The 22,828-nt window shown below is 60.9% G+C and carries 22 protein-coding genes; 15 read left to right on the top strand and 7 right to left on the bottom strand.

Features of this window, described 5'->3' with window-relative positions:
- The first annotated feature begins 84 nt into the window (after nucleotides 1–84).
- The 7 genes from ACKJSM_RS21185 to ACKJSM_RS21155 all read left to right on the top strand — a co-directional run bounded on the left by ACKJSM_RS21185 (nucleotide 85) and on the right by ACKJSM_RS21155 (nucleotide 7,336).
- Nucleotides 85–1,035 (top strand): polysaccharide deacetylase family protein, encoded by a 951-nt coding sequence (locus tag ACKJSM_RS21185; RefSeq protein ID WP_410238736.1) that lies wholly within the window; start codon nucleotides 85–87, stop codon nucleotides 1,033–1,035.
- A 171-nt stretch (nucleotides 1,036–1,206) separates the two neighbouring features.
- Entirely contained in the window at nucleotides 1,207–2,502 is a 1,296-nt protein-coding gene (locus tag ACKJSM_RS21180; RefSeq protein ID WP_410238735.1) for an OprD family porin, read from the top strand.
- Between the two features lie 150 nt (nucleotides 2,503–2,652).
- The gene (locus ACKJSM_RS21175; RefSeq protein ID WP_236177645.1) at nucleotides 2,653–3,477 is read left to right on the top strand and encodes an NAD-dependent epimerase/dehydratase family protein; all 825 of its coding nucleotides are present in this window, start codon (nucleotides 2,653–2,655) and stop codon (nucleotides 3,475–3,477) included.
- A gap of 46 nt (nucleotides 3,478–3,523) precedes the next feature.
- Nucleotides 3,524–4,417: an SMP-30/gluconolactonase/LRE family protein gene (locus tag ACKJSM_RS21170; RefSeq protein WP_410238734.1), complete on the top strand. Its 894-nt coding sequence runs from the start codon at nucleotides 3,524–3,526 to the stop codon at nucleotides 4,415–4,417.
- A gap of 60 nt (nucleotides 4,418–4,477) precedes the next feature.
- Entirely contained in the window at nucleotides 4,478–5,449 is a 972-nt protein-coding gene (locus ACKJSM_RS21165; RefSeq protein ID WP_236177643.1) for a TRAP transporter substrate-binding protein, read from the top strand.
- 79 nt (nucleotides 5,450–5,528) lie between these two features.
- Nucleotides 5,529–6,056: a TRAP transporter small permease gene (locus ACKJSM_RS21160; RefSeq protein WP_410238733.1), complete on the top strand. Its 528-nt coding sequence runs from the start codon at nucleotides 5,529–5,531 to the stop codon at nucleotides 6,054–6,056.
- Entirely contained in the window at nucleotides 6,056–7,336 is a 1,281-nt protein-coding gene (locus ACKJSM_RS21155) for a TRAP transporter large permease (RefSeq protein ID WP_410238732.1), read from the top strand. Before ACKJSM_RS21160 ends, ACKJSM_RS21155 begins: the two co-directional genes overlap by 1 nt.
- A 47-nt stretch (nucleotides 7,337–7,383) precedes the next feature.
- Here ACKJSM_RS21155 and ACKJSM_RS21150 read toward each other — a convergent pair whose 3' ends face one another.
- From ACKJSM_RS21150 to ACKJSM_RS21140, 3 genes are read right to left on the bottom strand one after another with little or no spacing between them, the layout of a single operon-like run.
- Nucleotides 7,384–8,184: a sulfite exporter TauE/SafE family protein gene (locus ACKJSM_RS21150; protein ID WP_236177640.1), complete on the bottom strand. Its 801-nt coding sequence runs from the start codon at nucleotides 8,182–8,184 to the stop codon at nucleotides 7,384–7,386.
- A 9-nt stretch (nucleotides 8,185–8,193) separates the two neighbouring features.
- Nucleotides 8,194–9,438: an FAD/NAD(P)-binding oxidoreductase gene (locus ACKJSM_RS21145; protein ID WP_236177639.1), complete on the bottom strand. Its 1,245-nt coding sequence runs from the start codon at nucleotides 9,436–9,438 to the stop codon at nucleotides 8,194–8,196.
- A gap of 38 nt (nucleotides 9,439–9,476) precedes the next feature.
- On the bottom strand, nucleotides 9,477–9,815 hold the full coding sequence (locus ACKJSM_RS21140) for an ArsR/SmtB family transcription factor (protein WP_007952897.1): 339 nt from the start codon (nucleotides 9,813–9,815) through the stop codon (nucleotides 9,477–9,479).
- A 98-nt stretch (nucleotides 9,816–9,913) separates the two neighbouring features.
- Between ACKJSM_RS21140 and ACKJSM_RS21135 the strand changes: the two genes are divergently transcribed.
- Nucleotides 9,914–10,777 (top strand): MBL fold metallo-hydrolase, encoded by an 864-nt coding sequence (locus ACKJSM_RS21135; RefSeq protein ID WP_410238731.1) that lies wholly within the window; start codon nucleotides 9,914–9,916, stop codon nucleotides 10,775–10,777.
- Nucleotides 10,778–10,903: 126 nt separating this feature from the next.
- Complete coding sequence (locus ACKJSM_RS21130) at nucleotides 10,904–11,749, top strand: tyrosinase family protein (RefSeq protein ID WP_410238730.1); 846 nt, start codon at nucleotides 10,904–10,906, stop codon at nucleotides 11,747–11,749.
- A gap of 12 nt (nucleotides 11,750–11,761) precedes the next feature.
- Here ACKJSM_RS21130 and bkdR read toward each other — a convergent pair whose 3' ends face one another.
- On the bottom strand, nucleotides 11,762–12,250 hold the full coding sequence (bkdR, locus tag ACKJSM_RS21125; protein WP_007952904.1) for a Bkd operon transcriptional regulator BkdR: 489 nt from the start codon (nucleotides 12,248–12,250) through the stop codon (nucleotides 11,762–11,764).
- A 185-nt stretch (nucleotides 12,251–12,435) separates the two neighbouring features.
- Here bkdR and ACKJSM_RS21120 point away from each other — a divergent pair, with 185 nt between their 5' ends.
- The 5 genes from ACKJSM_RS21120 (at nucleotide 12,436) to ACKJSM_RS21100 (ending at nucleotide 18,566) form a co-directional block, all read left to right on the top strand.
- Nucleotides 12,436–13,671: a 3-methyl-2-oxobutanoate dehydrogenase (2-methylpropanoyl-transferring) subunit alpha gene (locus ACKJSM_RS21120; protein WP_410238729.1), complete on the top strand. Its 1,236-nt coding sequence runs from the start codon at nucleotides 12,436–12,438 to the stop codon at nucleotides 13,669–13,671.
- A gap of 1 nt (nucleotide 13,672) precedes the next feature.
- Entirely contained in the window at nucleotides 13,673–14,731 is a 1,059-nt protein-coding gene (locus tag ACKJSM_RS21115; RefSeq protein WP_410238727.1) for an alpha-ketoacid dehydrogenase subunit beta, read from the top strand.
- The gene (locus ACKJSM_RS21110) at nucleotides 14,732–16,003 is read left to right on the top strand and encodes a dihydrolipoamide acetyltransferase family protein (RefSeq protein ID WP_410238726.1); all 1,272 of its coding nucleotides are present in this window, start codon (nucleotides 14,732–14,734) and stop codon (nucleotides 16,001–16,003) included.
- A gap of 4 nt (nucleotides 16,004–16,007) precedes the next feature.
- Complete coding sequence (lpdA, locus tag ACKJSM_RS21105) at nucleotides 16,008–17,381, top strand: dihydrolipoyl dehydrogenase (RefSeq protein ID WP_236177635.1); 1,374 nt, start codon at nucleotides 16,008–16,010, stop codon at nucleotides 17,379–17,381.
- A gap of 165 nt (nucleotides 17,382–17,546) precedes the next feature.
- Complete coding sequence (locus ACKJSM_RS21100; RefSeq protein ID WP_236177634.1) at nucleotides 17,547–18,566, top strand: branched-chain amino acid aminotransferase; 1,020 nt, start codon at nucleotides 17,547–17,549, stop codon at nucleotides 18,564–18,566.
- 52 nt (nucleotides 18,567–18,618) lie between these two features.
- Here the strand turns inward: ACKJSM_RS21100 and ACKJSM_RS21095 are convergent, their stop codons facing one another.
- Together ACKJSM_RS21095 and ACKJSM_RS21090 are read right to left on the bottom strand one after the other, a co-directional pair.
- Nucleotides 18,619–19,458 (bottom strand): TIGR03915 family putative DNA repair protein, encoded by an 840-nt coding sequence (locus ACKJSM_RS21095; RefSeq protein ID WP_410238725.1) that lies wholly within the window; start codon nucleotides 19,456–19,458, stop codon nucleotides 18,619–18,621.
- Complete coding sequence (locus ACKJSM_RS21090; RefSeq protein WP_410238724.1) at nucleotides 19,455–20,675, bottom strand: putative DNA modification/repair radical SAM protein; 1,221 nt, start codon at nucleotides 20,673–20,675, stop codon at nucleotides 19,455–19,457. The genes ACKJSM_RS21095 and ACKJSM_RS21090 overlap by 4 nt, the downstream gene beginning before the upstream one ends.
- 262 nt (nucleotides 20,676–20,937) lie before the next feature.
- Between ACKJSM_RS21090 and ACKJSM_RS21085 the strand changes: the two genes are divergently transcribed.
- On the top strand, nucleotides 20,938–21,681 hold the full coding sequence (locus ACKJSM_RS21085; protein ID WP_410238723.1) for an SDR family NAD(P)-dependent oxidoreductase: 744 nt from the start codon (nucleotides 20,938–20,940) through the stop codon (nucleotides 21,679–21,681).
- On the opposite strand, the gene ACKJSM_RS21080 is transcribed toward ACKJSM_RS21085, so the two are convergent.
- Nucleotides 21,678–22,439: an ArsR/SmtB family transcription factor gene (locus ACKJSM_RS21080; RefSeq protein ID WP_410238722.1), complete on the bottom strand. Its 762-nt coding sequence runs from the start codon at nucleotides 22,437–22,439 to the stop codon at nucleotides 21,678–21,680. The two genes, ACKJSM_RS21085 and ACKJSM_RS21080, sit on opposite strands and share 4 nt — an antisense overlap.
- Nucleotides 22,440–22,828: the final 389 nt, after the last annotated feature.

Raw genomic sequence — 22,828 nt, 5'->3', positions numbered from 1 at the left:
AAGGTCATCTCGCCCGCAACGGATGTTTCCCGGGCCTGGCCAATGCCAACCTTGCAGCACTTCTCAACCTGCAAGGTGTCCGATATGACCACTCCCCGCTGGCAGCGCTCCCCGCGTCTGCTGAAAAACCTGCTGGCCACTGCCCTGTTGCTGCCCGCCCTCGCCTTCGCCCAGGAACGCCCCTGGCCGGACGGCTCGCAACTGGTGATTTCGGTGTCGATGCAATTCGAAACCGGCGGTCAGCCCGAGGGCGCCGAAAGTCCGTTCTCCGGTACACCGCTGCCAAAAGGTTATCCGGATCTGCCGGCGCAGACCTGGTTCGATTACGGGTACAAGGAAGGCCTGTGGCGCATGCTCGACCTGTGGGATCGCACCGGCATCAAAGTCACCTCCCACGTGGTCGGCGAAGCGGCGCTCAAACACCCGGAACTGGCCAAAGCGATTGCTGAGCGCGGTCATGAACTGGCAGCCCACGGCATGCGCTGGGCCGATTCGTACAACATGAACTACGCCCAGGAAAAACAGTTCATCGGTGATGGCGTCGCGGCGGTGGAAAAAATCACCGGCCAGCGCTCGGTCGGCTACAACGCCAACTGGCTGCGCCGCAGTCCCAATACGCTGAAGGTGCTGCAGGACCTGAACTTTACTTACCACATCGACGATGTCAGCCGCGACGAGCCCTTCGTGACCATGGTCCGTGGGCGAAAATTCGCCGTGGTGCCGTACACCCTGCGCAACAACGACATCGTACTGGTCGAGGGCCGGCACTTCTCCGCCGAGCAGTTCTATCAGCAACTGGTGCTGGAATTCGATCGCCTCTACGCCGAAGGCGCGAGCAAGCGGCGGATGATGTCGGTGAGTCTGCACGATCGCATCGGCGGCACACCGGCGATGGTCGAAGCCATGGAACGCTTCATCCGGTATGCCCAATCCCATCCGAAAGTGAAATTCATGCGCAAGGATCAGATCGCGCAAATCGTGCTGACCGAAAAAAACCCACTGATCGATAACACTGAAGCGCTCTACAACCAGTAAACGTTCCGAAAGCAGCCCTCTTCACAGCGCTTTGAGGGCTGCCCGCTCACCCAAAGTCATCGTACGACGCCCTGTTGACTTTTCCGGAAAACCTCGCAAATATTCGCCCCCATGTTGTACGACGACGTATGACAAATAATAAAAACAACAACCGAAACAGGGAGCGTCACAGTGAGCACACTCGACTGCAATTCCGTCCGCACGTCCCGTTTTTCCGGCCCCCGCCCGCGTTCCACCTTGAGCCTGATCGGCTGCGGCAGTCTCGCCCTCGTCCTGCCGATGAGCGCCAATGCCGAGGGTTTCCTCGAAGACAGCAAAGCCACGCTGAACCTGCGCAACGCCTACTTCAATCGCAACTTCGTCAACCCGAACCATCCGCAGGGCAAGGCTGAAGAGTGGACGCAAAACTTCATTCTCGACGCCCGATCCGGTTTCACCCAGGGCACCGTCGGGTTTGGCCTGGACGTGCTGGGCATGTACTCGCAAAAACTCGATGGCGGCAAAGGCAGCGGCGGTACGCAGCTGTTGCCGATTCACGATGACGGGCGTCCGGCGGACAACTTCGGGCGCCTGGGTGTCGCGCTCAAGGCCAAGGTGTCGAAGACCGAATTGAAGGTCGGTGAATGGATGCCGGTGCTGCCCATCCTTCGCTCGGATGATGGCCGCTCCCTGCCGCAGACGTTTCGCGGTGGCCAGGTCACATCCACCGAAATCAACGGCCTGACCCTCTACGGTGGCCAGTTCCGTGGCAACAGCCCACGCAACGATGCCAGCATGGAAGACATGTCGATGAACGGCCGAGGCGCCTTCACCTCCGACCGTTTCAACTTCGGCGGCGGCGAATACACTTTCAACGATAAACGCACACTTGTCGGTCTGTGGTACGCCGAACTCAGCGACATCTACCAGCAGCAGTATTTCAACCTCAGCCACAGCCAGCCACTGGGCGACTGGACACTGGGCGCCAACCTCGGTTTCTTCACCGGCAAGGAAGACGGCAGCGCCCAGGCCGGCGACCTCGATAACAAAACCGCGTTCGCCCTGCTCTCGGCCCGGTACGGCGGCAACACCTTCTACATCGGCCTGCAAAAGCTCAGTGGCGACGATGCCTGGATGCGCGTCAACGGCACCAGCGGCGGCACACTGGCCAACGACAGCTACAACGCCAGTTATGACAACGCGCAGGAGCGCTCCTGGCAGATCCGCCACGACTACAACTTCGTCGTCCTCGGCGTCCCCGGCCTGACGCTGATGAACCGCTACATCAGCGGTGACAACGTGCACACCGGCACCCTCACCGATGGCAAGGAATGGGGTCGCGAGTCGGAACTGGCCTACACCGTGCAGAGCGGTCCGCTGAAGAACCTCAACGTCAAATGGCGCAATGCGACGATTCGCCGGGACTTCAGCACCAACGAATTCGACGAAAACCGGATCTTCATCAGTTACCCGATTTCGCTGTTGTAAACCCCGACGAGACAGAAACGGAAGGTGAATCGGGCCTTCCGTCACTTACACCGAAAGTCGCGTTGACAAGTTCCGGAAACCCTACCGATACTTCAGCGAAGTCATACGACAACCTACAACAACCCTAATAACAACGTATAAGGGATTGCCATGACGTCCACCTCCACCGCCCTCACTCCCTTCAATCGCCTGCTGCTGACTGGCGCCGCCGGTGGCCTGGGCAAAGTTCTGCGCGAACGTCTGCGCCCCTACGCCAATGTGCTGCGCCTGTCGGACATCGCCGCCCTCGCCCCGGCCATCGATGACCGGGAAGAAGTCGTGCTCTGCGACCTCGCCGACAAAACCGCCGTGCATCAACTGGTGGAAGGCGTGGATGCAATCCTGCACTTCGGTGGCGTCTCGGTGGAGCGTCCCTTCGAAGAGATACTCGGCGCCAATATCTGCGGTGTGTTCCACATCTATGAAGCGGCACGCCGACACGGCGTCAAACGGGTGATCTTCGCCAGTTCCAACCATGTCATCGGCTTCTACAAACAAGACGAACACCTCGACGCCAGCTCCGCTCGCCGCCCCGATGGCTACTACGGTTTGTCCAAGTCCTACGGTGAAGACATGGCCAGTTTCTACTTTGATCGCTATGGCATCGAAACCGTCAGCATCCGCATCGGCTCGTCGTTTCCCGAACCGCAGAACCGCCGGATGATGCACACCTGGTTGAGCTTCGACGACCTTACCCAATTGCTCGAACGTTCGCTGTACACCCCCAACGTCGGCCACACCGTGGTCTATGGCATGTCCGCCAACAAGGACGTGTGGTGGGACAACCGCTGCGCCAGCCACCTCGGTTTCGAGGCCAAGGACACCTCCGAAGTGTTTCGCGAACAGGTCGAAGCGCAGCCGATGCCCACCCGCGATGACCCGGCGCGGATCTATCAGGGCGGAGCCTTCGTTGCGGCCGGCCCGTTTGGCGATTGAGCGCTGCGCTGGTCCGTCTCCAAAAGAACAAACCAAGGGAATGAGTATGCAAGCCGAATTGATCGTCGATGCGCGCAACGCCGTGGGTGAAAGCCCGGTCTGGGTATCGCAGGAAAACGCCTTGTACTGGGTCGATATTCCCAACCGTGGCCTGCAACGCTGGAGCGCCGACACTGGCCACGTCCACGCCTGGAAGGCTCCCGAAATGCTCGCCTGCCTCGCCCGCCACAGCAAGGGCGGCTGGGTTGCCGGCATGGAAAGCGGGTTCTTTCACCTGCAACCGCACAGCGATGGCAGCCTCGACAGCGACCTGCTGGCCCCGGTCGAACACAGCCGCCAGGACATGCGCCTGAACGACGGTCGCTGCGACCGTCAGGGCCGGTTCTGGGCCGGCAGCATGGTACTGAACATGGGCCTGAATCTGCCCGAGGGCCGGCTCTATCGTTACGGTGCCGGGCAAACAGGCGCGACCGAGGCACAGCTTGATGGCTTCATCGTGCCCAACGGCCTGGGCTTCAGCCCGGACGGCAGAACCCTGTACCTGTCGGATTCGCACCCGAACGTCCAACTGATCTGGGCTTTCGATTACGACACCGAGACAGGCACACCCTCCAACCGACGGGTGTTCGTGGACATGAACCATTTTTACGGCCGCCCCGACGGCGCTGCCGTGGATGCCGATGGCTGCTACTGGATCTGCGCCAACGATGTCGGCCTGATCCATCGTTTCACCCCCGAAGGTCGCCTTGACCGCTCGCTGTCGGTACCGGTGAAAAAGCCCACCATGTGCGCCTTCGGCGGCAGCCGGATGGACACCTTGTTCGTGACCTCGATCCGCCCCGGCGACGACCAGGATCCGCAGTCCCTGGCCGGCGGCGTGTTCGCCCTCAACCCCGGCGTCAAAGGCCTGCCGGAGCCCATGTTCGACGACCTGCTGTAACCCGCCCTTGCTGCATTGCTGTGCCTTGAACACAAAAATAACAAGACTGGAGAACCCCTGATGGACTTCAAACGCACGTTGCTCGCCGCCGCACTCCCCCTCGCGCTCACCTTCGGCAGCGCGGCCCAGGCGCTGGAAATCAAATTCGCCGACATCCACCCCGCCGGTTATCCGACCGTGGTCGCCGAAGAACAGCTGGGCAAGACCCTGGTTGCCGAAAGTGACGGCAAACTGACCTTCAAAATGTTCCCCGGCGGCGTACTCGGCTCGGAAAAGGAAGTGGTCGAGCAGGCCCAGGTCGGTGCCATCCAGATGGCCCGCGTCAGCCTCGGCATCGTCGGCCCGGTGGTGCCGGACGTGAACGTGTTCAACATGCCGTTCGTGTTCCGTGACCAGGCGCACATGCGCAAGATCATCGACGGTGAAATCGGCGACGAAATCCTCGACAAGATCACCAACTCCGAATTCAACCTCGTCGCCCTGGCGTGGATGGACGGCGGCACGCGCAACATCTACACCAAGAAACCGGTACGCAGCCTCGAAGACCTCAAAGGCATGAAAATCCGCGTGCAAGGCAACCCGATGTTCATCGAAACCATCAACGCCATGGGCGGCAACGGTATCGCCATGGACACCGGCGAAATCTTCAGTGCCCTGCAGACCGGCGTCATCGACGGCGCGGAAAACAATCCGCCGACCTTGCTTGAACACAACCACTACCAGAACGCCAAGTACTACAGCCTGACCGGACACCTGATCCTGCCAGAGCCCATCGTGATGTCGAAAATCACCTGGGACAAACTCACGCCCGATCAGCAGACGCTGGTGAAAAAAGCCGCCAAGGCCGCGCAAGCCCAGGAGCGCACGCTGTGGGACGCCAAGTCCGTCAGCAGCGAGGCAAAACTCAAGGCGGCCGGCGTCGAGTTCATCACCGTCGACAAGAAACCCTTCTACGAGGCCACCGCCTCGATCCGCGAGAAGTACGGCGCACCCTACGCCGACCTGATCAAGCGCATCGAAGCCGTTCAGTAACCCTCCCAGACCTCTGCAAAAGGCCCGGCAGCGCTGGCGTCGCTCGACGTCCGCGCCTGCCCGGTTACGGTGGAACCCGATGAAGAATTTGCTGCTGCGCATCAATGACCGGATCTACATGGCCTGCATCTGGGTCGCCGGTCTGTCGGTGCTGACCATAGCCCTGATCATCCCCTGGGGCGTGTTCGCCCGTTACGTCCTCGGCACCGGCTCAAGCTGGCCGGAGCCCACCGCCATCCTGCTGATGATGGTCTTCACCTTCATCGGTGCCGCCGCCAGCTACCGCGCCGGGGCGCACATGGCGGTGGCGATGGTCACCGACCGCCTGCAACCGAAGATGCGCCGAACCATGAGCATCGTTTCCCAAGTGCTCATGGGCATCATCTGCCTGTTCATGACGATCTGGGGCACGAAATTATGCCTGTCGACGTGGAACCAGTTCATGAGCGCCCTGCCGACATTGCGGGTCGGCATCACTTACATGCCGATCCCGGTTGGCGGTGCGCTGACGCTGGTTTTCGTACTGGAAAAACTCTTGCTCGGCGATCAAAGCAATCGCCGCGTGGTGCGATTCGACCTGGTTGAAGAAAACGAAGGGGCTGCCTGATGGACGCATTGATTCTGCTGGGCAGTTTTATCGCACTGATCCTGATCGGCATGCCGGTGGCCTATGCGCTCGGGCTGTCGGCGCTGATCGGCGCGTGGTGGATCGACATTCCGTTCCAGGCTTTGATGATTCAGGTGGCGGGCGGGGTGAACAAATTCTCCCTGTTGGCGATTCCGTTCTTCGTGCTGGCGGGCGCGATCATGGCCGAGGGCGGCATGTCGCGACGGCTGGTGGCGTTCGCCGGGGTGCTGGTGGGGTTCGTGCGTGGCGGGCTGTCGCTGGTCAACATCATGGCCTCGACCTTTTTCGGTGCGATTTCCGGCTCGTCGGTGGCCGACACCGCGTCGGTGGGTTCGGTGCTGATCCCGGAAATGGAGCGCAAGGGCTACCCTCGGGAATTCTCTACGGCGGTCACCGTCAGCGGTTCGGTACAGGCCCTGTTGACCCCGCCCAGTCACAACTCGGTGCTCTACTCGCTGGCGGCCGGCGGCACCGTTTCCATTGCTTCGCTGTTCATGGCCGGCGTGGTGCCGGGCCTGCTGATGAGCGTGTGTCTGATGGCGCTGTGCCTGATTTTTGCGCGCAAACGCGACTATCCCAAGGGGGAAGTGATCCCGCTGCGCGAAGCCCTGAAGATCTGCGGTGAAGCGTTGTGGGGGCTGATGGCGATGGTGATCATTCTCGGCGGGATTCTGTCTGGGATCTTCACGGCCACCGAGTCGGCGGCCATCGCCGTGTTGTGGTCGTTTTTCGTCACCATGTTCATCTACCGCGACTACAAATGGAGTGAACTGCCGAAACTGATGCATCGCACGGTGCGCACCATTTCCATCGTGATGATCCTGATCGGCTTCGCCGCCAGCTTCGGCTACATCATGACCCTGATGCAGATCCCGGCGAAGATCACCACGCTGTTCCTGACCTTGTCCGATAACCGCTACGTGATCCTGATGTGCATCAACGTCATGCTGCTGTTGCTCGGCACTGTGATGGACATGGCGCCGCTGATCCTGATCCTCACGCCGATCCTGATGCCGGTGATCCTCGGTATCGGCGTCGACCCGGTGCAGTTCGGCATGATCATGCTGGTCAACCTCGGCATCGGCCTGATAACGCCGCCGGTAGGGGCCGTGCTGTTCGTGGGTTCGGCGGTGGGCAAGGTCAGCATCGAAAGCACCGTCAAGGCGCTGATGCCGTTCTACGCCGTGCTGTTTCTGGTGCTGATACTGGTGACCTACGTTCCGGCGCTGTCGCTGTGGTTACCGCATCTGGTGTTGTAACACTGTGCTGTGGCGAGGGCGCCTGCTCCCTCGCCACAGGTGTTGTCTCACGCCCGCAGCAACATGTAAGCGGCGACCACCAGACATACGCTGGCAAACCCCACCTGCAACGTCCTCGCCGGTACTCGCGCGCAGAGTTTACGACCGATGATCATGCCGACGATGCTGGCCACGATAAACGATGCGCCCAGATGATCGATCCGCACCCCGGCATGGAACGCGCCAATCACGCCGATGGCGGAAATCAGGCTGATGACCATCAGTGAAGTGGCGACGATGCCGCGCATCTGCACATCGGTCAGTTGCCTGAACGCCGGCACGATCAGAAACCCGCCCCCCACCCCCAGCAACCCGGACACCACACCCGTGACCGCGCCCAGCACCGCGAGGGTCGCGGTGCATTTGGCGGTCCAGTCGAAACGGCCGGTCTGCTCGTTGAGCATGCAGTTTTTCTGGCCCCAACTGGCGTGGCCATGGTCGCTCGGTCCTTCCTGCTGGCGTTCGCGTCGCAACATGCGCCACGCCACCATCACCATTAGCAGGCTGAACAGGATCATCAGGACCTTTTCCGGCAACTGATGGGCAAAGTAGATGCCCACCGGCGAAAACACCGCGCCGAGCGTTGCAATCAGCAGCGCCGCGCGATAACGCACCAGACCGTGGCGCAAACCATCGATCGCGCCGACCGCCGCCGCGCTGCCCACTGCGAACAACGCCACCGGCGCGGCCTGCGTCATCGTCCAGCCCAGCCCCAACACCAGCGCCGGCACGGCGAGAATCCCGCCACCCGCCCCGGTCAGACCGAGGATCAATCCCATCACCATGCCAAACAGACTTGCCAGCAACATAAAGTGTTCTCAGTCGACCCTGGACAGGCTCGTCAGCCATTCGCGTCCCTTGAGCATGCCGTTCCAGTAAAACCACGGCAGCAGCGTCGCCTTCAGCCACCAAGCGGAACGGCGCGGCACGGTCGGGTCGAGAGGAAAGGTCGGCAGCAGTTTTCCGCCGTAGCCGAACTCGGCGAGGATCACCTTGCCCTTCTCCACCGTCAGCGGGCAGGAACCGTAGCCGTCGTACTTCAGCGGCAGTGCCAGATCCTTGCGCAGGGCCAGCAGGTTTTCCGCCACCACCACGACCTGCTTGCGCACGGCCGCGGCGGTTTTCGCATGGGTGGTGCCGCAGATATCGCCCAGGGCAAACACGTCGGGATAACGCGGATGTTGCAGCGTGTGCGGATTGACCTCGCACCAGCCAGCGGCGTCGGCCAACGGACTCTGCGCGATGAAATCCGGCGCAACCTGCGGCGGGACGACGTGCAGCAGGTCGAAGGTCTTTGCCTGTCGGGTGACGTTGCCGTCCGCATCCTTGACGTCGAACCAGGCGGTTTTCGCCGGGCCGTCCACCTTTACCAGATTCGAATTGAACGCCAGCCGAGCGTTGTATTTTTCGATGTACTTCATCAGCGGCGGCACGAAAGTCGGCACACCGAACAGCGCGGCACCGGCCAGATTGAACTCGACGTCGACCTTGCTCAGCACGTTGCGTTTGAGCCAGTGATCGCAGGACAGGTACAGCGCCTTTTGCGGCGCGCCGGCGCACTTGATCGGGATCGGCGGCTGGGTGAACAGGGCTTTGCCGCCGCTCAGCTTTTGCACCTGATCCCAGGTGTATTGCGCGTGCTGGTAGCTGTAGTTGGACGTGACGCCGTGCTGGCCGAGGCTTTCCTGCAGGCCTTCGATCTTCTCCCACGCCAGGCGCAGACCGGGGCAGACGATCAGGTTCTGATAGGTGACGCTGCGTTGGTCGTTGAGGGTGAGACGGCGCTGGTCGGGGTCGATGCCGGTCACTGCCGCTTGTATCCAGTTGGCCTGGCGCGGCATCACCTTGTTCATCGGTCGGGCGGTGTCTTTGGCATCAAAGGCGCCACCGCCGACCAGCGTCCACGCCGGCTGGTAGTAATGCAGGGTGCTCGGTTCGATTACCGTGATGTTCAGGCCGGGATCGCGCTTGAGCAGGCTCGCGACAAAACCGATGCCGGCAGTGCCGCCGCCGATGACCACGATGTCCGCACTGATGGAGGGGCCCCAGTGTTGATCGTTCATTGTTTGTTCCTTATGGCTGCACGCAAGGATGGCCGGGTCTATTGCGCCCAGCTTTTGAGCACGGCTCCGCAGTAGAGTCCCGAGAGGGTTTTCATCACCTGGATCACTTCGTGACTGGCCAGACCGTAAAAAATGTACTTGCCTTCACGTCGGGTCGCGACCAGCCCTTCGTCACGCAAGATGCCCAATTGCTGGGACAGGGTCGGCTGCCGCACGCCGGTCATTTTCTCCAGCTCGCCGACGTTGCGCTCGCCCTGGGTCAACTGACACAGGATCAGCAGCCGATCCTCGTTGGCCAAGGCCTTGAGCAAAGAACAGGCCTTGGAGGCCGAGGCGCGCAGTTGCGCCACTTCACATTCGGTCAGACTGGATTGCATTTGCAGGATGCCTTCAACGTCACTTAAGCTGCGGACATTATGTGTTTACATAAAGTGTTGCAACCCTGACTTTCCACCTCCCCCACAGGACCGTTTTCATGCCCGCGCTGATTGAAGCTTTCCTCGACCCCGCCTCTTCGACCTACAGCTATGTGGTCTACGAGGCCGACGGCGGTCAGTGCGCAATCGTCGATCCGGTGCTCGATTACGACGGCGCCGCCGGCCGCACCTGCACGGCTCAGGCGGACAAGATCATCGCCTTCGTCCGTGCCCATCATCTGCAAGTGCAATGGCTGCTGGAAACCCATGCCCATGCCGATCACTTGTCCGCTGCGCCCTACCTGCGCCGGGAACTGGGCGGAAAAATCGCGATTGGCGAATCGATCAGCAAAGTTCAGAACGTGTTCAAGGCGCTGTTCAACCTGGAACCGGAATTTCGCGTCGACGGCTCGCAGTTCGATCACCTGTTCGCACCGAACGAGTCCTTCCGAATCGGCAATCTCAAAGCCACCGCCCTGCACGTCCCCGGCCACACCCCGGCGGACATGGCTTACCTGATCGACGGCGAACAGATCCTGGTCGGCGACACGCTGTTCATGCCCGACGTCGGCACCGCCCGTTGCGACTTTCCCGGCGGCAACGCCCATCAATTGTTCAATTCGATTCACAAGCTGCTGGCCTTTCCCGCCAGCGTGAAGCTCTACGTCTGCCACGACTACCCGCCGCAAGGTCGCGACTCGCAGTGCCAGACCACTGTAGGCGAGCAGCGTAAAAGCAATATCCATGTGCATGATGGCGTCGACGAAGCCGCGTTTGTCGAGATGCGCACACAACGTGATGCAGGGCTGGGAATGCCGACGTTGCTGCTGCCGGCGATTCAAGTGAATGTGCGGGCGGGAAATTTGCCGCCGGCGGAAGACAACGGTGTGACGTACCTGAAGATTCCGATCAATTCCCTATAAGAAACGGCAGCGTAAGTCGGGTTGACGGAAAGCTTTCCCACGTAACGCGTCGATAGCGGTGAACTGGCGCTTCTCCAGCAAACAGGCAGACTTCATTGGGCAATCAACCAATGGAGTTTGTGCAATATGGATATTCGCCGTAACCATCGGGATCTGTCACCGCAGCAGAAATCCGCATTTGTCGAGGCGGTGCTGAGGCTGAAAAACAACGTCAACAGCGTGCTGCGTCCCGGGCAACAAAGTCGCTACGATGACTTTGTCCAGATCCACAAGAATTCGATGGGGCGTGGCAATCCGCTCGTCCCCAATCCGCACCGCAGCACCCTGTTCTATCCGTGGCACCGGATCCTGATCCGCCAGTTCGAACTGGCGCTGCAAGCCGCCGTCGATGACCCGCGCATCACCCTGCCCTACTGGAACTGGCAGCTCGGCGGTGCCGACAATCCGTTCACCTCGGACTTCATGGGCGGCAACGGTGACAATACCCAGAACCAGCTGGTAACCACCGGCCCCTTTTCCAGCAACCAGTCGCCATTCATTGTCTCGGTATGGGACGAGGGATTCGGTAACGCCGGCGTGCGCCGCAATCTCGGGGCTGCAGGTGCCTTGCCGTCACCAGAAACCGTCATTTCGGCGCTCAACAGAACGCCCTACTGGATGGAGCCGGGTGGTTGGGAAAACTTTTCCGAGCGTGAGCTGCACAATCCGGTTCATGCCTGGATCGGGGGCAACATGATGGAGGCCTCTTCTCCCAACGATCCGATATTCTTCCTGCATCATTGCTATCTGGACCTGCTCTGGGAACGCTGGAGAAACCTGCATCCGAACGTCCCCTCATTCCCGCAGGACGACCTGAGCAACTCGACACTGGTCTTCCACCCGGAAAACGAAGTTGCGCCCTGGCCTCAGAGCTTCACCGCTCAGCAGACACTTTTTACCGAAGAACTGGGTTATCGCTATGAATACCTGTGACCTGCGCCGAGCTCAGTTGCCCAGCGTCAGACCGTTCGCCGGCAGCGGCAACGCCGTTTTATAGCGAACCTGCTTGAGCGCAAAGCTTGACCGGATATTGGCCACGCCCGGCACCTTGGTCAAAAAGTCCATCATGAAGCGTTCAAGCGCCTGAATGGTCGGCACCAGCACCCGGATCAGATAGTCCGGGTCGCCGGCCATCAGGTAACACTCCATGACCTCCGGGCGATCGGAAATCGCCTCTTCGAAATGCTGCAGCGCTTCCTCTACCTGCTTCTCGAGACTGACGTGAATGAACACGTTGACGTGCAGACCGAGCAGATCGGCATCCAGCAGGGTCACCTGCTCGCGGATCAGCCCCAGCTCTTCCATCGCCTTGACCCGATTGAAGCACGGCGTCGGCGACAAATTGACCGAACGGGCCAGATCGGCATTGGTGATGCGCGCGTTCTCCTGAAGGCTGTTGAGAATGCCGATATCGGTACGGTCCAGTTTGCGCATGAGACAAAACCACCTGTTTTTTATGTTTATGCAGATTTTCTATCTGCAAATGATCGCCAGCGCAACGAAACAGAGAGAAATATTCTTCTTGCCCGGGCCTATGATTGTTGTAGGACAGGATTTCTTTTATCCAAGAATGACTGCCAGCTCACTACAAGAAATTCACAAGATCGAGCGTAGAAGCCATGACCCAAGCGTATGAACCGCTGCGTCTGCACGTCCCTGAACCCTCGGGCCGCCCAGGCTGCAAAACCGATTTCTCCTACCTGCATCTGACCGATGCCGGCACGGTGCGCAAACCTTCCATCGACGTTGAACCGGCCGACACCGCCGACCTGGCCCGAGGACTGATCCGCGTGCTCGACGATCAGGGCAATGCGCTCGGCCCATGGGCCGAAAACGTGCCGGTCGAGATCCTGCGCAAAGGCATGCGCGCCATGCTCAAGACCCGGATCTACGACAACCGCATGGTGGTCGCCCAGCGTCAGAAAAAAATGTCGTTCTACATGCAGAGCCTCGGCGAAGAAGCCATCGGCAGCGCCCAGGCCCTGGCCCTGAACATCGACGACATGTGCTTCCCGACCTACCGCCAGCAAAGCATCCTGATGGCCCGCGACGTGCCATTGGTCGACCTGATCTGCCAATTGCTGTCCAACGAGCGCGATCCGCTCAAGGGCCGTCAGTTGCCGATCATGTACTCGGTCAAGGACGCTGGTTTCTTCACCATTTCCGGCAACCTCGCCACCCAGTTCATTCAAGGCGTGGGCTGGGGCATGGCCTCGGCGATCAAGGGCGACACCAAAATCGCCTCGGCCTGGATCGGTGACGGCGCCACCGCCGAATCGGACTTCCACACCGCCCTCACCTTCGCCCACGTTTACCGTGCACCGGTGATCCTCAACGTGGTCAACAACCAGTGGGCGATCTCGACCTTTCAGGCCATTGCCGGTGGTGAAGCCACCACCTTCGCCGGACGCGGCGTCGGTTGCGGCATCGCCTCGCTGCGGGTTGATGGCAACGATTTCTACGCGGTTTACGCCGCCTCCGCCTGGGCCGCCGAACGCGCCCGCCGCGGCCTCGGTCCGACCATGATCGAATGGGTCACCTATCGCGCCGGCCCGCACTCGACCTCCGACGATCCGTCCAAATACCGTCCTGCCGACGACTGGAGCCATTTCCCGCTGGGCGACCCGATTGCCCGCCTGAAGCAGCACCTGATCAAGGTCGGCCACTGGTCGGAAGAAGAGCACGCCACCGTCAGCGCCGAGCTCGAAGCCGAAGTGATTGCCGCGCAGAAACAGGCCGAGCAGTACGGCACCCTTGCCGGCGGCCAGATTCCAAGCGCCGCCACCATGTTCGAAGACGTCTACAAAGAGATGCCGGAGCACTTGAAGCGCCAGCGTCAGCAGTTGGGGATCTGACATGAACGATCACAACAACAATATTCAGTTGGAAACCGCCATGACCACGACCACCATGACCATGATCCAGGCCCTGCGCTCGGCCATGGATGTGATGCTTGAGCGTGACGACAACGTCGTGGTGTTCGGCCAGGACGTCGGCTACTTCGGCGGCGTGTTCCGTTGCACCGAAGGCCTGCAGTCCAAGTACGGCACCTCGCGGGTGTTCGACGCGCCGATCTCCGAAAGCGGCATCGTCGGCGTTGCCGTGGGCATGGGCGCTTATGGCTTGCGTCCGGTCGCTGAAATCCAGTTCGCCGACTACGTGTACCCGGCGTCCGACCAGATCATTTCCGAAGCCGCCCGCCTGCGTTATCGCTCGGCCGGCGAGTTCACCGCGCCGATGACCCTGCGCATGCCGTGCGGCGGCGGCATTTACGGCGGCCAGACCCACAGCCAGAGCATCGAGGCGATGTTCACTCAGGTCTGCGGCCTGCGCACCGTCATGCCGTCCAACCCGTATGACGCCAAAGGCTTGCTGATTGCCTCCATCGAAAACGATGACCCGGTGATCTTCCTCGAGCCCAAACGCCTGTACAACGGCCCGTTCGACGGCCACCACGACCGCCCGGTGACCCCGTGGTCGAAACACCCGGCCGCACAAGTGCCGGACGGTTACTACACTGTGCCGCTGGATGTCGCTGCCATCACCCGTCCGGGCAAGGACGTGACCGTCCTGACCTACGGCACCACCGTGTACGTGTCGCAAGTCGCCGCCGAAGAATCCGGCGTGGACGCTGAAGTCATCGACCTGCGCAGCCTGTGGCCGCTGGACCTGGAAACCATCGTCAAATCCGTGAAAAAAACCGGCCGTTGCGTGGTGGTTCACGAAGCGACCCGCACCTGCGGTTTCGGCGCCGAACTGGTGTCGCTGGTGCAGGAGCATTGCTTCCACCACCTGGAAGCGCCGATCGAACGCGTCACCGGTTGGGACACTCCCTACCCGCACGCGCAGGAGTGGGCGTATTTCCCTGGGCCGTCCCGAGTGGGCGCGGCGCTGAAACGGGTCATGGAGGTCTGAATGGGCACGCACGTTATCAAGATGCCGGACATCGGCGAAGGCATCGCAGAAGTCGAACTGTCGCAGTGGCACGTCAAGGTCGGCGATCTGGTCGTTGAAGATCAGGTGCTGGCGGATGTGATGACCGACAAGGCCATGGTCGATATTCCCTCGCCAGTCCATGGCAAGGTGATTGCGCTGGGCGGCCAGCCAGGTGAAGTGATGGCGGTCGGCAGTGTGCTGATCAGCATCGAGGTCGAAGGCGCCGGCAATCTGAAGGAGTCCGACAAACCGGCGCCTGTTGCGGCGAAAGAAACGCCCGTCGCGCCAAAAGTTGAAGCTGTCGTTGAAAGCAAACCCGCCGCGCCGCGTACGACGCCGGTTTGCCAGGGCCCGATGGTCGCCCGCGAAGCCGATGAGCGCCCACTGGCCTCGCCGGCCGTGCGCAAACATGCGCTGGACCTGGGCATTCAATTGCGTCTGGTGCGCGGTTCCGGCCCGGCCGGTCGCGTGTTGCACGAAGACCTCGAGGCCTATCTGGCGCAGGGTCAGTCGAACGCTTCGGCGCCGGTTGCCGCCGCGTACGCCCAGCGTAACGATGAAGAACAGATTCAGGTTATCGGTATGCGCCGCAAGATTGCCCAGCGCATGCAGGACGCGACTCAGCGTGCGGCGCACTTCAGTTATGTCGAGGAAATCGACGTTACTGCAATCGAAGAACTGCGCGCCCACCTGAACGAAAAGCACGGTGCCAGCCGTGGCAAGTTGACCTTGCTGCCCTTCCTGGTGCGCGCGCTGGTGGTCGCCCTGCGCGACTTCCCACAGATGAACGCCCGTTACGACGACGAAGCTCAGGTCATCACCCGCCTCGGCGCGGTGCATGTCGGCGTCGCCACCCAAAGCGATGTTGGCCTGATGGTGCCGGTGGTGCGTCACGCCGAGGCTCGCAGCCTGTGGGACAGCGCGGCGGAAATTTCCCGCCTCGCCACCGCCGCGCGCAATGGCAAGGCCAGCCGCGATGAGCTGTCCGGCTCGACGATCACCCTGACCAGCCTCGGCGCCCTTGGCGGCATCGTCAGCACCCCGGTGCTGAATCTGCCGGAAGTAGCGATCGTCGGTGTGAACAAAATCGTCGAACGCCCGATGGTCGTCAAAGGCCAGGTGGTGATCCGCAAGATGATGAACCTCTCCAGTTCCTTCGATCACCGCGTGGTCGACGGCATGGACGCGGCGCTCTTCATCCAGGCCATTCGTGGCCTGCTCGAACAACCCGCGACCCTGTTTGTGGAGTGATGGCATGCAAACTCTGAACACCACGCTGCTGATCATCGGCGGCGGTCCTGGCGGTTACGTAACGGCCATTCGTGCCGGGCAACTGGGCATTTCGACCCTTCTGGTCGAGGGCCAATCGCTGGGCGGCACCTGCCTGAACATCGGCTGCATTCCGTCGAAAGCGCTGATCCATGTGGCCGAGCAGTTTCACCAGACGCAACACCACAATCAGCATTCGGCGCTGGGCATCAGCGTTTCGGCGCCGACCCTCGACATCACCAAGAGCGTCGAGTGGAAGGACGGCATCGTCGATCGCCTGACCACCGGCGTCGCCGCGTTGCTGAAGAAGAACAAGGTTCAGGTTATCAACGGCTGGGCCAAGGTCATCGACGGCAAGACCGTGGAAGTCGGCGACACCCGCATCCAGTGCGAACATCTGGTGCTGGCCACCGGTTCGAAAAGCGTCAATCTGCCGAGCCTGCCGATTGGTGGGCCAATCATTTCGTCCACCGAGGCACTGGCACCGAAATCGGTGCCGAAACGCCTGACCGTGGTTGGCGGTGGTTACATCGGTCTGGAGCTGGGCATTGCCTATCGCAAGCTCGGCGCCGAAGTCAGCGTGGTCGAGGCGCAGGATCGGATTCTGCCTGCTTATGACGCCGAACTGACCCAACCAGTGCACGACGCGCTGAAGCAACTGGGCGTGAAGCTGTACCTGAAGCACAGTGTGCTGGGCTTCGACGGCACGTTGCAGGTGCGCGATCCGAACGGCGACACCCTGAATCTGGAAACCGATCAGGTGCTGGTGGCCGTCGGTCGCAAACCCAATACCCAGGGCTGGAACCTTGAAGCGCTGAACCTGGACATGAATGGTTCGGCGATCAAAATCGACAGCCGCTGCCAGACCAGCATGCGCAACGTCTACGCCATCGGCGACCTGAGTGGCGAGCCGATGCTGGCCCACCGCGCCATGGCCCAGGGCGAGATGGTTGCCGAGCTGATCAGCGGCAAGACCCGCGAGTTCAACCCGACCGCCATCGCTGCCGTGTGCTTCACCGACCCGGAACTGGTCGTTGTCGGCCGTACGCCGGATGAGGCCAAGGCGGCGGGACTGGACTGCATCGTGTCGAACTTCCCGTTTGCGGCCAATGGTCGAGCGATGACCCTGGAATCGAAAACCGGCTTCGTGCGGGTGGTCGCCCGTCGGGACAATCATGTGATTGTCGGCTGGCAGGCGGTGGGTGTTGGCGTATCGGAACTGTCGACTGCGTTCGCGCAAAGCCTGGAAATGGGCGCACGCCTGGAAGACATCGGCGGCACCATCCATGCACACCCGACCCTGGGTGAAGCGGTGCAGGAAGCGGCGTTGCGTGCGCTTGGGCACGCGTTGCACCTGTAAAAAACCGACGCGGGGGAGTTTTTTCATAAGCAGGCTAATAAATCTGCTGCTCCCCCCATCGCCCGGGCTGCGAAACCGCTCAAGAATGAAGTATTGTTGTGCCCATCCAAAAAAACGTCAGAAGCCTTGAACCGCTTCGGCGGTTGTTCAGTGATAGAGGGTGTCATGGGTAACGAAAGCATCAACTGGGACAAGCTGGGTTTTGACTACATCAAGACCGACAAACGCTATCTGTCGTACTTTCGCAATGGCGAGTGGGACAAAGGCACCCTGACCGAAGACAACGTGCTGCACATCAGCGAAGGCTCCACTGCCCTTCACTATGGCCAGCAATGCTTCGAAGGCATGAAGGCCTATCGTTGCAAGGACGGCTCGATCAACCTGTTCCGCCCGGACCAGAATGCTCTGCGCATGCAACGTAGCTGCGCGCGCCTGTTGATGCCGCAAGTCGACACCGAGCAATTCATCGAAGCCTGCAAAGCAGTCGTTCGTGCCAACGAACGCTTCATCCCGCCTTATGGCACCGGCGGCGCGTTGTACCTGCGTCCGTTCGTGATCGGCGTAGGTGACAACATCGGTGTGCGTACCGCACCCGAATTCATCTTCTCGATCTTCTGCATTCCGGTTGGCGCCTACTTCAAGGGCGGCCTGACCCCGCACAACTTCCAGATCTCCAGCTACGACCGCGCCGCCCCACAAGGCACCGGCGCTGCCAAGGTCGGTGGCAACTACGCCGCCAGCCTGATGCCTGGCTCGAAAGCGAAGAAAGCCAACTTCGCCGACGCGATCTACCTGGACCCGATGACCCACACCAAGATCGAGGAAGTCGGTTCGGCCAACTTCTTCGGGATCACCCACGACAACAAGTTCGTGACCCCGAACTCGCCGTCAGTACTGCCGGGCATCACCCGTCTGTCGCTGATCGAACTGGCCAAGTCCCGCCTGGGCCTGGAAGTGGTCGAAGGTGATGTGTTCATCGACAAGCTGTCGGACTTCAAGGAAGCCGGTGCTTGCGGTACGGCTGCGGTAATCACCCCGATCGGCGGCATCAGCTACAACGACCACCTGCACGTGTTCCACAGCGAAACCGAAGTCGGCCCTGTGACCCAGAAGCTCTACAAAGAGCTGACCGGCGTGCAGACCGGCGACGTTGAAGCGCCAGCCGGCTGGATCGTCAAGGTTTGACCTGACGGCCAGATGCACAAAAGCCCCCATCGAGTGATCGATGGGGGCTTTTTCATTCGCCTCGCTCGCCGGCCTTCATGGCAATCCGCTTGCCCGCGCGACCGGCAATCCCGCTCGCCTGCCCATTCTGCTGCTTGCCCATTCGGGCCTGGGTAATCAATCCGGGAATCAGCTCCCCCTCCGGCAGGTTCTTCCAGAACCGCGTCGGCAAGTGCCCCTGCATGACCTTCTCGTTCAAACGCGCCGGGTTGAAGATGTGGCTGTAGTACGTCAGCCATAAATCACCGTGGGGATCGTCGACGTTCTGCGCCAGTTGCTGCCATTCCACCGGGCACTGGCGTTGATGGATCAGTTGTTCGCCATCGTAATAAACCCCGTCGCGGGGCGTGGCAATCAGCCAGCGGTGCCGGCCCATGCGCCCGATGAAGTGTTCGCTGGCACTGCGCAGGATGTCGTGGGCCGGTTCGTGCCACGCCACGTATTGCGGGCCCGGCAATTCGGGCGGGCGCTCAATGAAACGCACGAATGCATGCAGATGATGGGCTTCGCGCTGCACCTGCTTGATCCGCCGCTGCAACTCGCTGCCCAGTTTGTCGCCGGCCATCATTGCCGTGCGATCACCGTGGCTGACCCGCCACAGCACCTCATACAGCAGACTCCAGCGCTGATCACCACGGTAGCGCGACGCTTGTTCCAGGGTGTCAAGCAACGCACGCGGAATACGCGCCTGAAACGGCCCCTGCCCTTCGGGCACCGACACGTCACTGGCAAACAGATCACTCACGCCTTCCGATGCCCAGCTCACCAGGCTCGGATCGATTTCATGGCTGAGCAGCCAGCGTGCCTGCTGACGCCAGGTGTCGAACAGGTCGTCGCAATTGAGGTTGATCATCCCCACAGCCCCATCTGCTGCGGCATCGGCCGATCGCGCAGCTGCTGATAAAGCATCTGGCTGGTGACCTCGGCCTGCTGCGGGTGGTAATCGCTGGTGATGATGAACGGCTTGGCTTTGGCCAGCACACAGCGCATGCGCGCCACATCTTCGTAGCGAATGCGCCGCTGCCGACGCAGCTCCACCAGACGTTCGGTGGTGCGCAGGCCAATGCCGGGGATACGTGAGATCAGCGCCGGTTCGGCGCGATTGAGATCCAGCGGAAATACCTGGCGATTCTGCAGCGCCCAGGCCAGTTTCGGGTCGATGTCCAGCGCCAGATTGCCCGGCCCCTGAAGCAACTCACCGGCGCTGTAGCCATAACTGCGCAATAGAAAATCCGCCTGATACAAGCGGTGCTCGCGCATCAGCGGCGGCGCGGCCAGCGGCACGCTTTTCGGGCTGTCGGGGATCGGGCTGAATGCCGAGTAATAGACCCGGCGCAGACGGAAGTTGCCGTACAACGCCTGGGCACTGTGGAGGATGGTGCTGTCGTCGGTGTCATCGGCACCGACGATCATCTGCGTGCTCTGCCCGGCCGGGGCGAACTTCGGAGCGCGAGGTTCATTGAGCACGGTCTGCACGCCGGTGTAGATGGTGCTCATCGCCTGCTTGATCGAACCGATGTGCTTCTCCGGCGCCAGGGTTTGCAGGCTGGCATCGGTGGGCAATTCGATGTTGACACTCAAGCGGTCGGCGTAACGCCCGGCCTCTTCGATCAGCGCGGGATCCGCATCAGGGATGGTCTTGAGATGAATGTAGCCTCGGAACTCATGCTCTTCGCGCAACAGCTTCGCGACACGCACCAGTTGCTCCATGGTGTAGTCCGCCGAACGAATGATCCCCGAGCTGAGAAACAACCCGCTGACGCAATTGCGCCGGTAGAAATCCAGGGTCAGCGTCACCACTTCCTCGGGCGTGAAACGCGCACGGGGCACATCGCTGGAGCGGCGGTTGACGCAGTATTGGCAGTCGTAGAGGCAGAAGTTGGTCAGCAAAATCTTGAGCAGCGACACACAGCGCCCGTCCGGCGTGTAGCTGTGACAGATGCCCATACCATCGGTCGAACCCAGCCCGCTCTTGCCCTCGGAACTGCGCTTGGGCGCACCACTACTGGCGCAGGAGGCGTCGTACTTGGCGGCGTCGGCGAGGATGCTGAGCTTGTCGATGATTTGCATGGCACGGACTCAATACTGTTCGCATATACAGTATAGAGGGCGATTGGCGCGCACAAGACGCAATGCCGCTCTTCGTCGGAATGTCGAGCCGCACCAGTCAGGTCAAATTGACTCATAAGCAGTCAGATTGACTCGAGTCCATAAGCGTCATAATGACTATCAACCCTGCACAGCCCTTGATATTCAAGGCTGCCCGGCATGGCCCGAAAATTGACTGACTCTCCGTAGCCATTTGGCTGAAGACCAAAAACGGGAGTCGAACATGGATCATGTTTTTCAGGGCAAGCTTGCGGTCGTCACTGGCGCCAGCTCCGGCATAGGCCTGGCCGCCACCGAACGCCTGCTCAATCAAGGCGCACGCGTATTGGCCATGTCGCGAAAGCTCGGCGCACTGGCCGAACTGCTTGAGCGGTATCCGCAGCACCTGGTGTGGCAACCTGGCGATGTCACACAAGCCGCCGACCTTGCTGCTTTGGCCGATCAGGCTGCGAGTCTGGGCCCGGTCAGTTTCGTGGTGCCCAACGCCGGTATCGCCGAACTCGCCGACGGGCTCGACAGTTCGGCATTCGATCGCCAATGGGCGGTGAACGGCGCCGGCGCCCTGAACACCTTGGCCGCCCTGCGCCCGCACCTTGCAGACAACGCGTCAGTGGTGTTCATCGGTACTTTTCTGGCCGGCATCAGCTTCGCCGGACTGTCCGCCTATATCGCGTCAAAAGCAGCATTGATCGCCCACGCCCGGACCCTCGCGGTCGAGCTGGCGCCCCACGGCGTGCGCATCAATTGCGTTTCCCCCGGCCCGACCGAAACGCCGATCTGGTCGACACTGGGGCTGAGTGACGAAGCGCTTGGAAACGTCGCCCAAGGCGTCAACAAACGACTATTGGGCGGACAATTCCTAGAACCTGCGGCGGTGGCCGACGTCATTCTTTTCCAGTTGGGCAATGGCGCACGCGGCGTCGTTGGGCAGGATTGGGTGGTCGATAGCGGATACACCCTGAGCTAACGAACATGCACCGAACCGGGCGTGGATTCAGTCAGTTGGCGAACCGACGATTCCCGCCCGGACCCGGGCAAAATCAGTCCCCAGCGCGACGCCAGTTCCCGGCGCCCCTGCACCGTCAACGTCAAAGCCCGACTGTCCAGATCCTGCGTCACCCATTTGCGCTTCAGCGCCGTCTGCAACAACGCCGCCCCGAGCGAACCGCCCAGATGTGGCCGACGCATGCTCCAGTCCAGACACGGGCAGGCGAACCGTCGGCGCATCGTCGACAGATCCTTGACCTCGATACCTAACCCTTCAAAAACCGCCTCGCCACTTTCACTGAGGCGATAAACCTGTTCATCGGTTTCCACCAGCCATCCCGCCTCGAGCAAGCGGTCATGCAGCAACACCGCCAGCGTTCCGGCCATATGGTCGTAGCAAGTGCGGGCGAATTGCAGGCGATCCGGCGTGTGCGGTTTGAAGGTCGGCGCGGGGTGCTGACCGATCACCATCAGCGCTTCCAGCGCCTGGGCCACGCGTTTGTCGGCGAGGCTGTAATAACGATGGCGGCCCTGCACATGCAGGCGCACCAGCGCCAGATCCTTGAGCTTGGCCAGATGCGCGCTGGCGGTCGAGGCGCTGACGTCGGCGAGGGTCGCCAGCTCCGTGGCGGTGCGGGCGTGGCCGTCCATCAGCGAGCACAGCATTTTGGTCCGCGCCGGTTCCGCGATGGCGGCAGCCACTTGCGAGACGCCGATGTCTTGATGTTCTGCGTGCATATTTCGCTCTCTAACGACCCACGGCCATGTCGTACTAAAGATCGTAGCAATCGCCCTCTAGATCTACAAACCGCGCGCTTTCTAGACCAACAGTCGCAAGAAGCCGCCTAAATCCGTCCTCCCCTGTCAGAAATGACAGTAGCAAAAACGATCAAACGAGCATTGTATTGGAATACTGTGATTGCCAAATCATTTGCCTTCACGCCAACCACCTTCGGAGAAAAAAAATGTCTACGCCAATTGTTACGACGACAAAAAAAGGAACTGTCGCATCGGTTTCCAATTACATGAATTATTGGAGCGTCAGCGTACTGTAGTGGTCTAATGAAACCGGACACCCATTTAGGCGAGAATGCTCGCCAGATCGAGGTGTCAGATGACCAAACAAC

The organism is Pseudomonas sp. PHC1 (genome assembly GCF_046487845.1).
In the GTDB taxonomy this organism is placed as follows: Bacteria; Pseudomonadota; Gammaproteobacteria; order Pseudomonadales; family Pseudomonadaceae; genus Aquipseudomonas; species Aquipseudomonas sputi.
Note: the sequence above shows the minus strand (reverse complement) of the source record. Positions and strands in the feature narration are given on the sequence as shown.

Excerpts from the sequence above, each read along its gene's own strand:
- ACKJSM_RS21185 (WP_410238736.1), top strand. The coding sequence starts at position 85 with ATGACCACTCCCCGCTGGCAGCGCTCCCCGCGTCTGCTGAAAAACCTG.
- ACKJSM_RS21175 (WP_236177645.1), top strand. The coding sequence starts at position 2,653 with ATGACGTCCACCTCCACCGCCCTCACTCCCTTCAATCGCCTGCTGCTG.
- ACKJSM_RS21170 (WP_410238734.1), top strand. The coding sequence starts at position 3,524 with ATGCAAGCCGAATTGATCGTCGATGCGCGCAACGCCGTGGGTGAAAGC.
- ACKJSM_RS21165 (WP_236177643.1), top strand. The coding sequence starts at position 4,478 with ATGGACTTCAAACGCACGTTGCTCGCCGCCGCACTCCCCCTCGCGCTC.
- ACKJSM_RS21160 (WP_410238733.1), top strand. The coding sequence starts at position 5,529 with ATGAAGAATTTGCTGCTGCGCATCAATGACCGGATCTACATGGCCTGC.
- ACKJSM_RS21155 (WP_410238732.1), top strand. The coding sequence starts at position 6,056 with ATGGACGCATTGATTCTGCTGGGCAGTTTTATCGCACTGATCCTGATC.
- ACKJSM_RS21150 (WP_236177640.1), bottom strand. The coding sequence starts at position 8,184 with ATGTTGCTGGCAAGTCTGTTTGGCATGGTGATGGGATTGATCCTCGGT.
- ACKJSM_RS21145 (WP_236177639.1), bottom strand. The coding sequence starts at position 9,438 with ATGAACGATCAACACTGGGGCCCCTCCATCAGTGCGGACATCGTGGTC.
- ACKJSM_RS21140 (WP_007952897.1), bottom strand. The coding sequence starts at position 9,815 with ATGCAATCCAGTCTGACCGAATGTGAAGTGGCGCAACTGCGCGCCTCG.
- ACKJSM_RS21135 (WP_410238731.1), top strand. The coding sequence starts at position 9,914 with ATGCCCGCGCTGATTGAAGCTTTCCTCGACCCCGCCTCTTCGACCTAC.
- ACKJSM_RS21130 (WP_410238730.1), top strand. The coding sequence starts at position 10,904 with ATGGATATTCGCCGTAACCATCGGGATCTGTCACCGCAGCAGAAATCC.
- bkdR (WP_007952904.1), bottom strand. The coding sequence starts at position 12,250 with ATGCGCAAACTGGACCGTACCGATATCGGCATTCTCAACAGCCTTCAG.
- ACKJSM_RS21120 (WP_410238729.1), top strand. The coding sequence starts at position 12,436 with ATGACCCAAGCGTATGAACCGCTGCGTCTGCACGTCCCTGAACCCTCG.
- ACKJSM_RS21115 (WP_410238727.1), top strand. The coding sequence starts at position 13,673 with ATGAACGATCACAACAACAATATTCAGTTGGAAACCGCCATGACCACG.
- ACKJSM_RS21110 (WP_410238726.1), top strand. The coding sequence starts at position 14,732 with ATGGGCACGCACGTTATCAAGATGCCGGACATCGGCGAAGGCATCGCA.
- lpdA (WP_236177635.1), top strand. The coding sequence starts at position 16,008 with ATGCAAACTCTGAACACCACGCTGCTGATCATCGGCGGCGGTCCTGGC.
- ACKJSM_RS21100 (WP_236177634.1), top strand. The coding sequence starts at position 17,547 with ATGGGTAACGAAAGCATCAACTGGGACAAGCTGGGTTTTGACTACATC.
- ACKJSM_RS21095 (WP_410238725.1), bottom strand. The coding sequence starts at position 19,458 with ATGATCAACCTCAATTGCGACGACCTGTTCGACACCTGGCGTCAGCAG.
- ACKJSM_RS21090 (WP_410238724.1), bottom strand. The coding sequence starts at position 20,675 with ATGCAAATCATCGACAAGCTCAGCATCCTCGCCGACGCCGCCAAGTAC.
- ACKJSM_RS21085 (WP_410238723.1), top strand. The coding sequence starts at position 20,938 with ATGGATCATGTTTTTCAGGGCAAGCTTGCGGTCGTCACTGGCGCCAGC.
- ACKJSM_RS21080 (WP_410238722.1), bottom strand. The coding sequence starts at position 22,439 with ATGCACGCAGAACATCAAGACATCGGCGTCTCGCAAGTGGCTGCCGCC.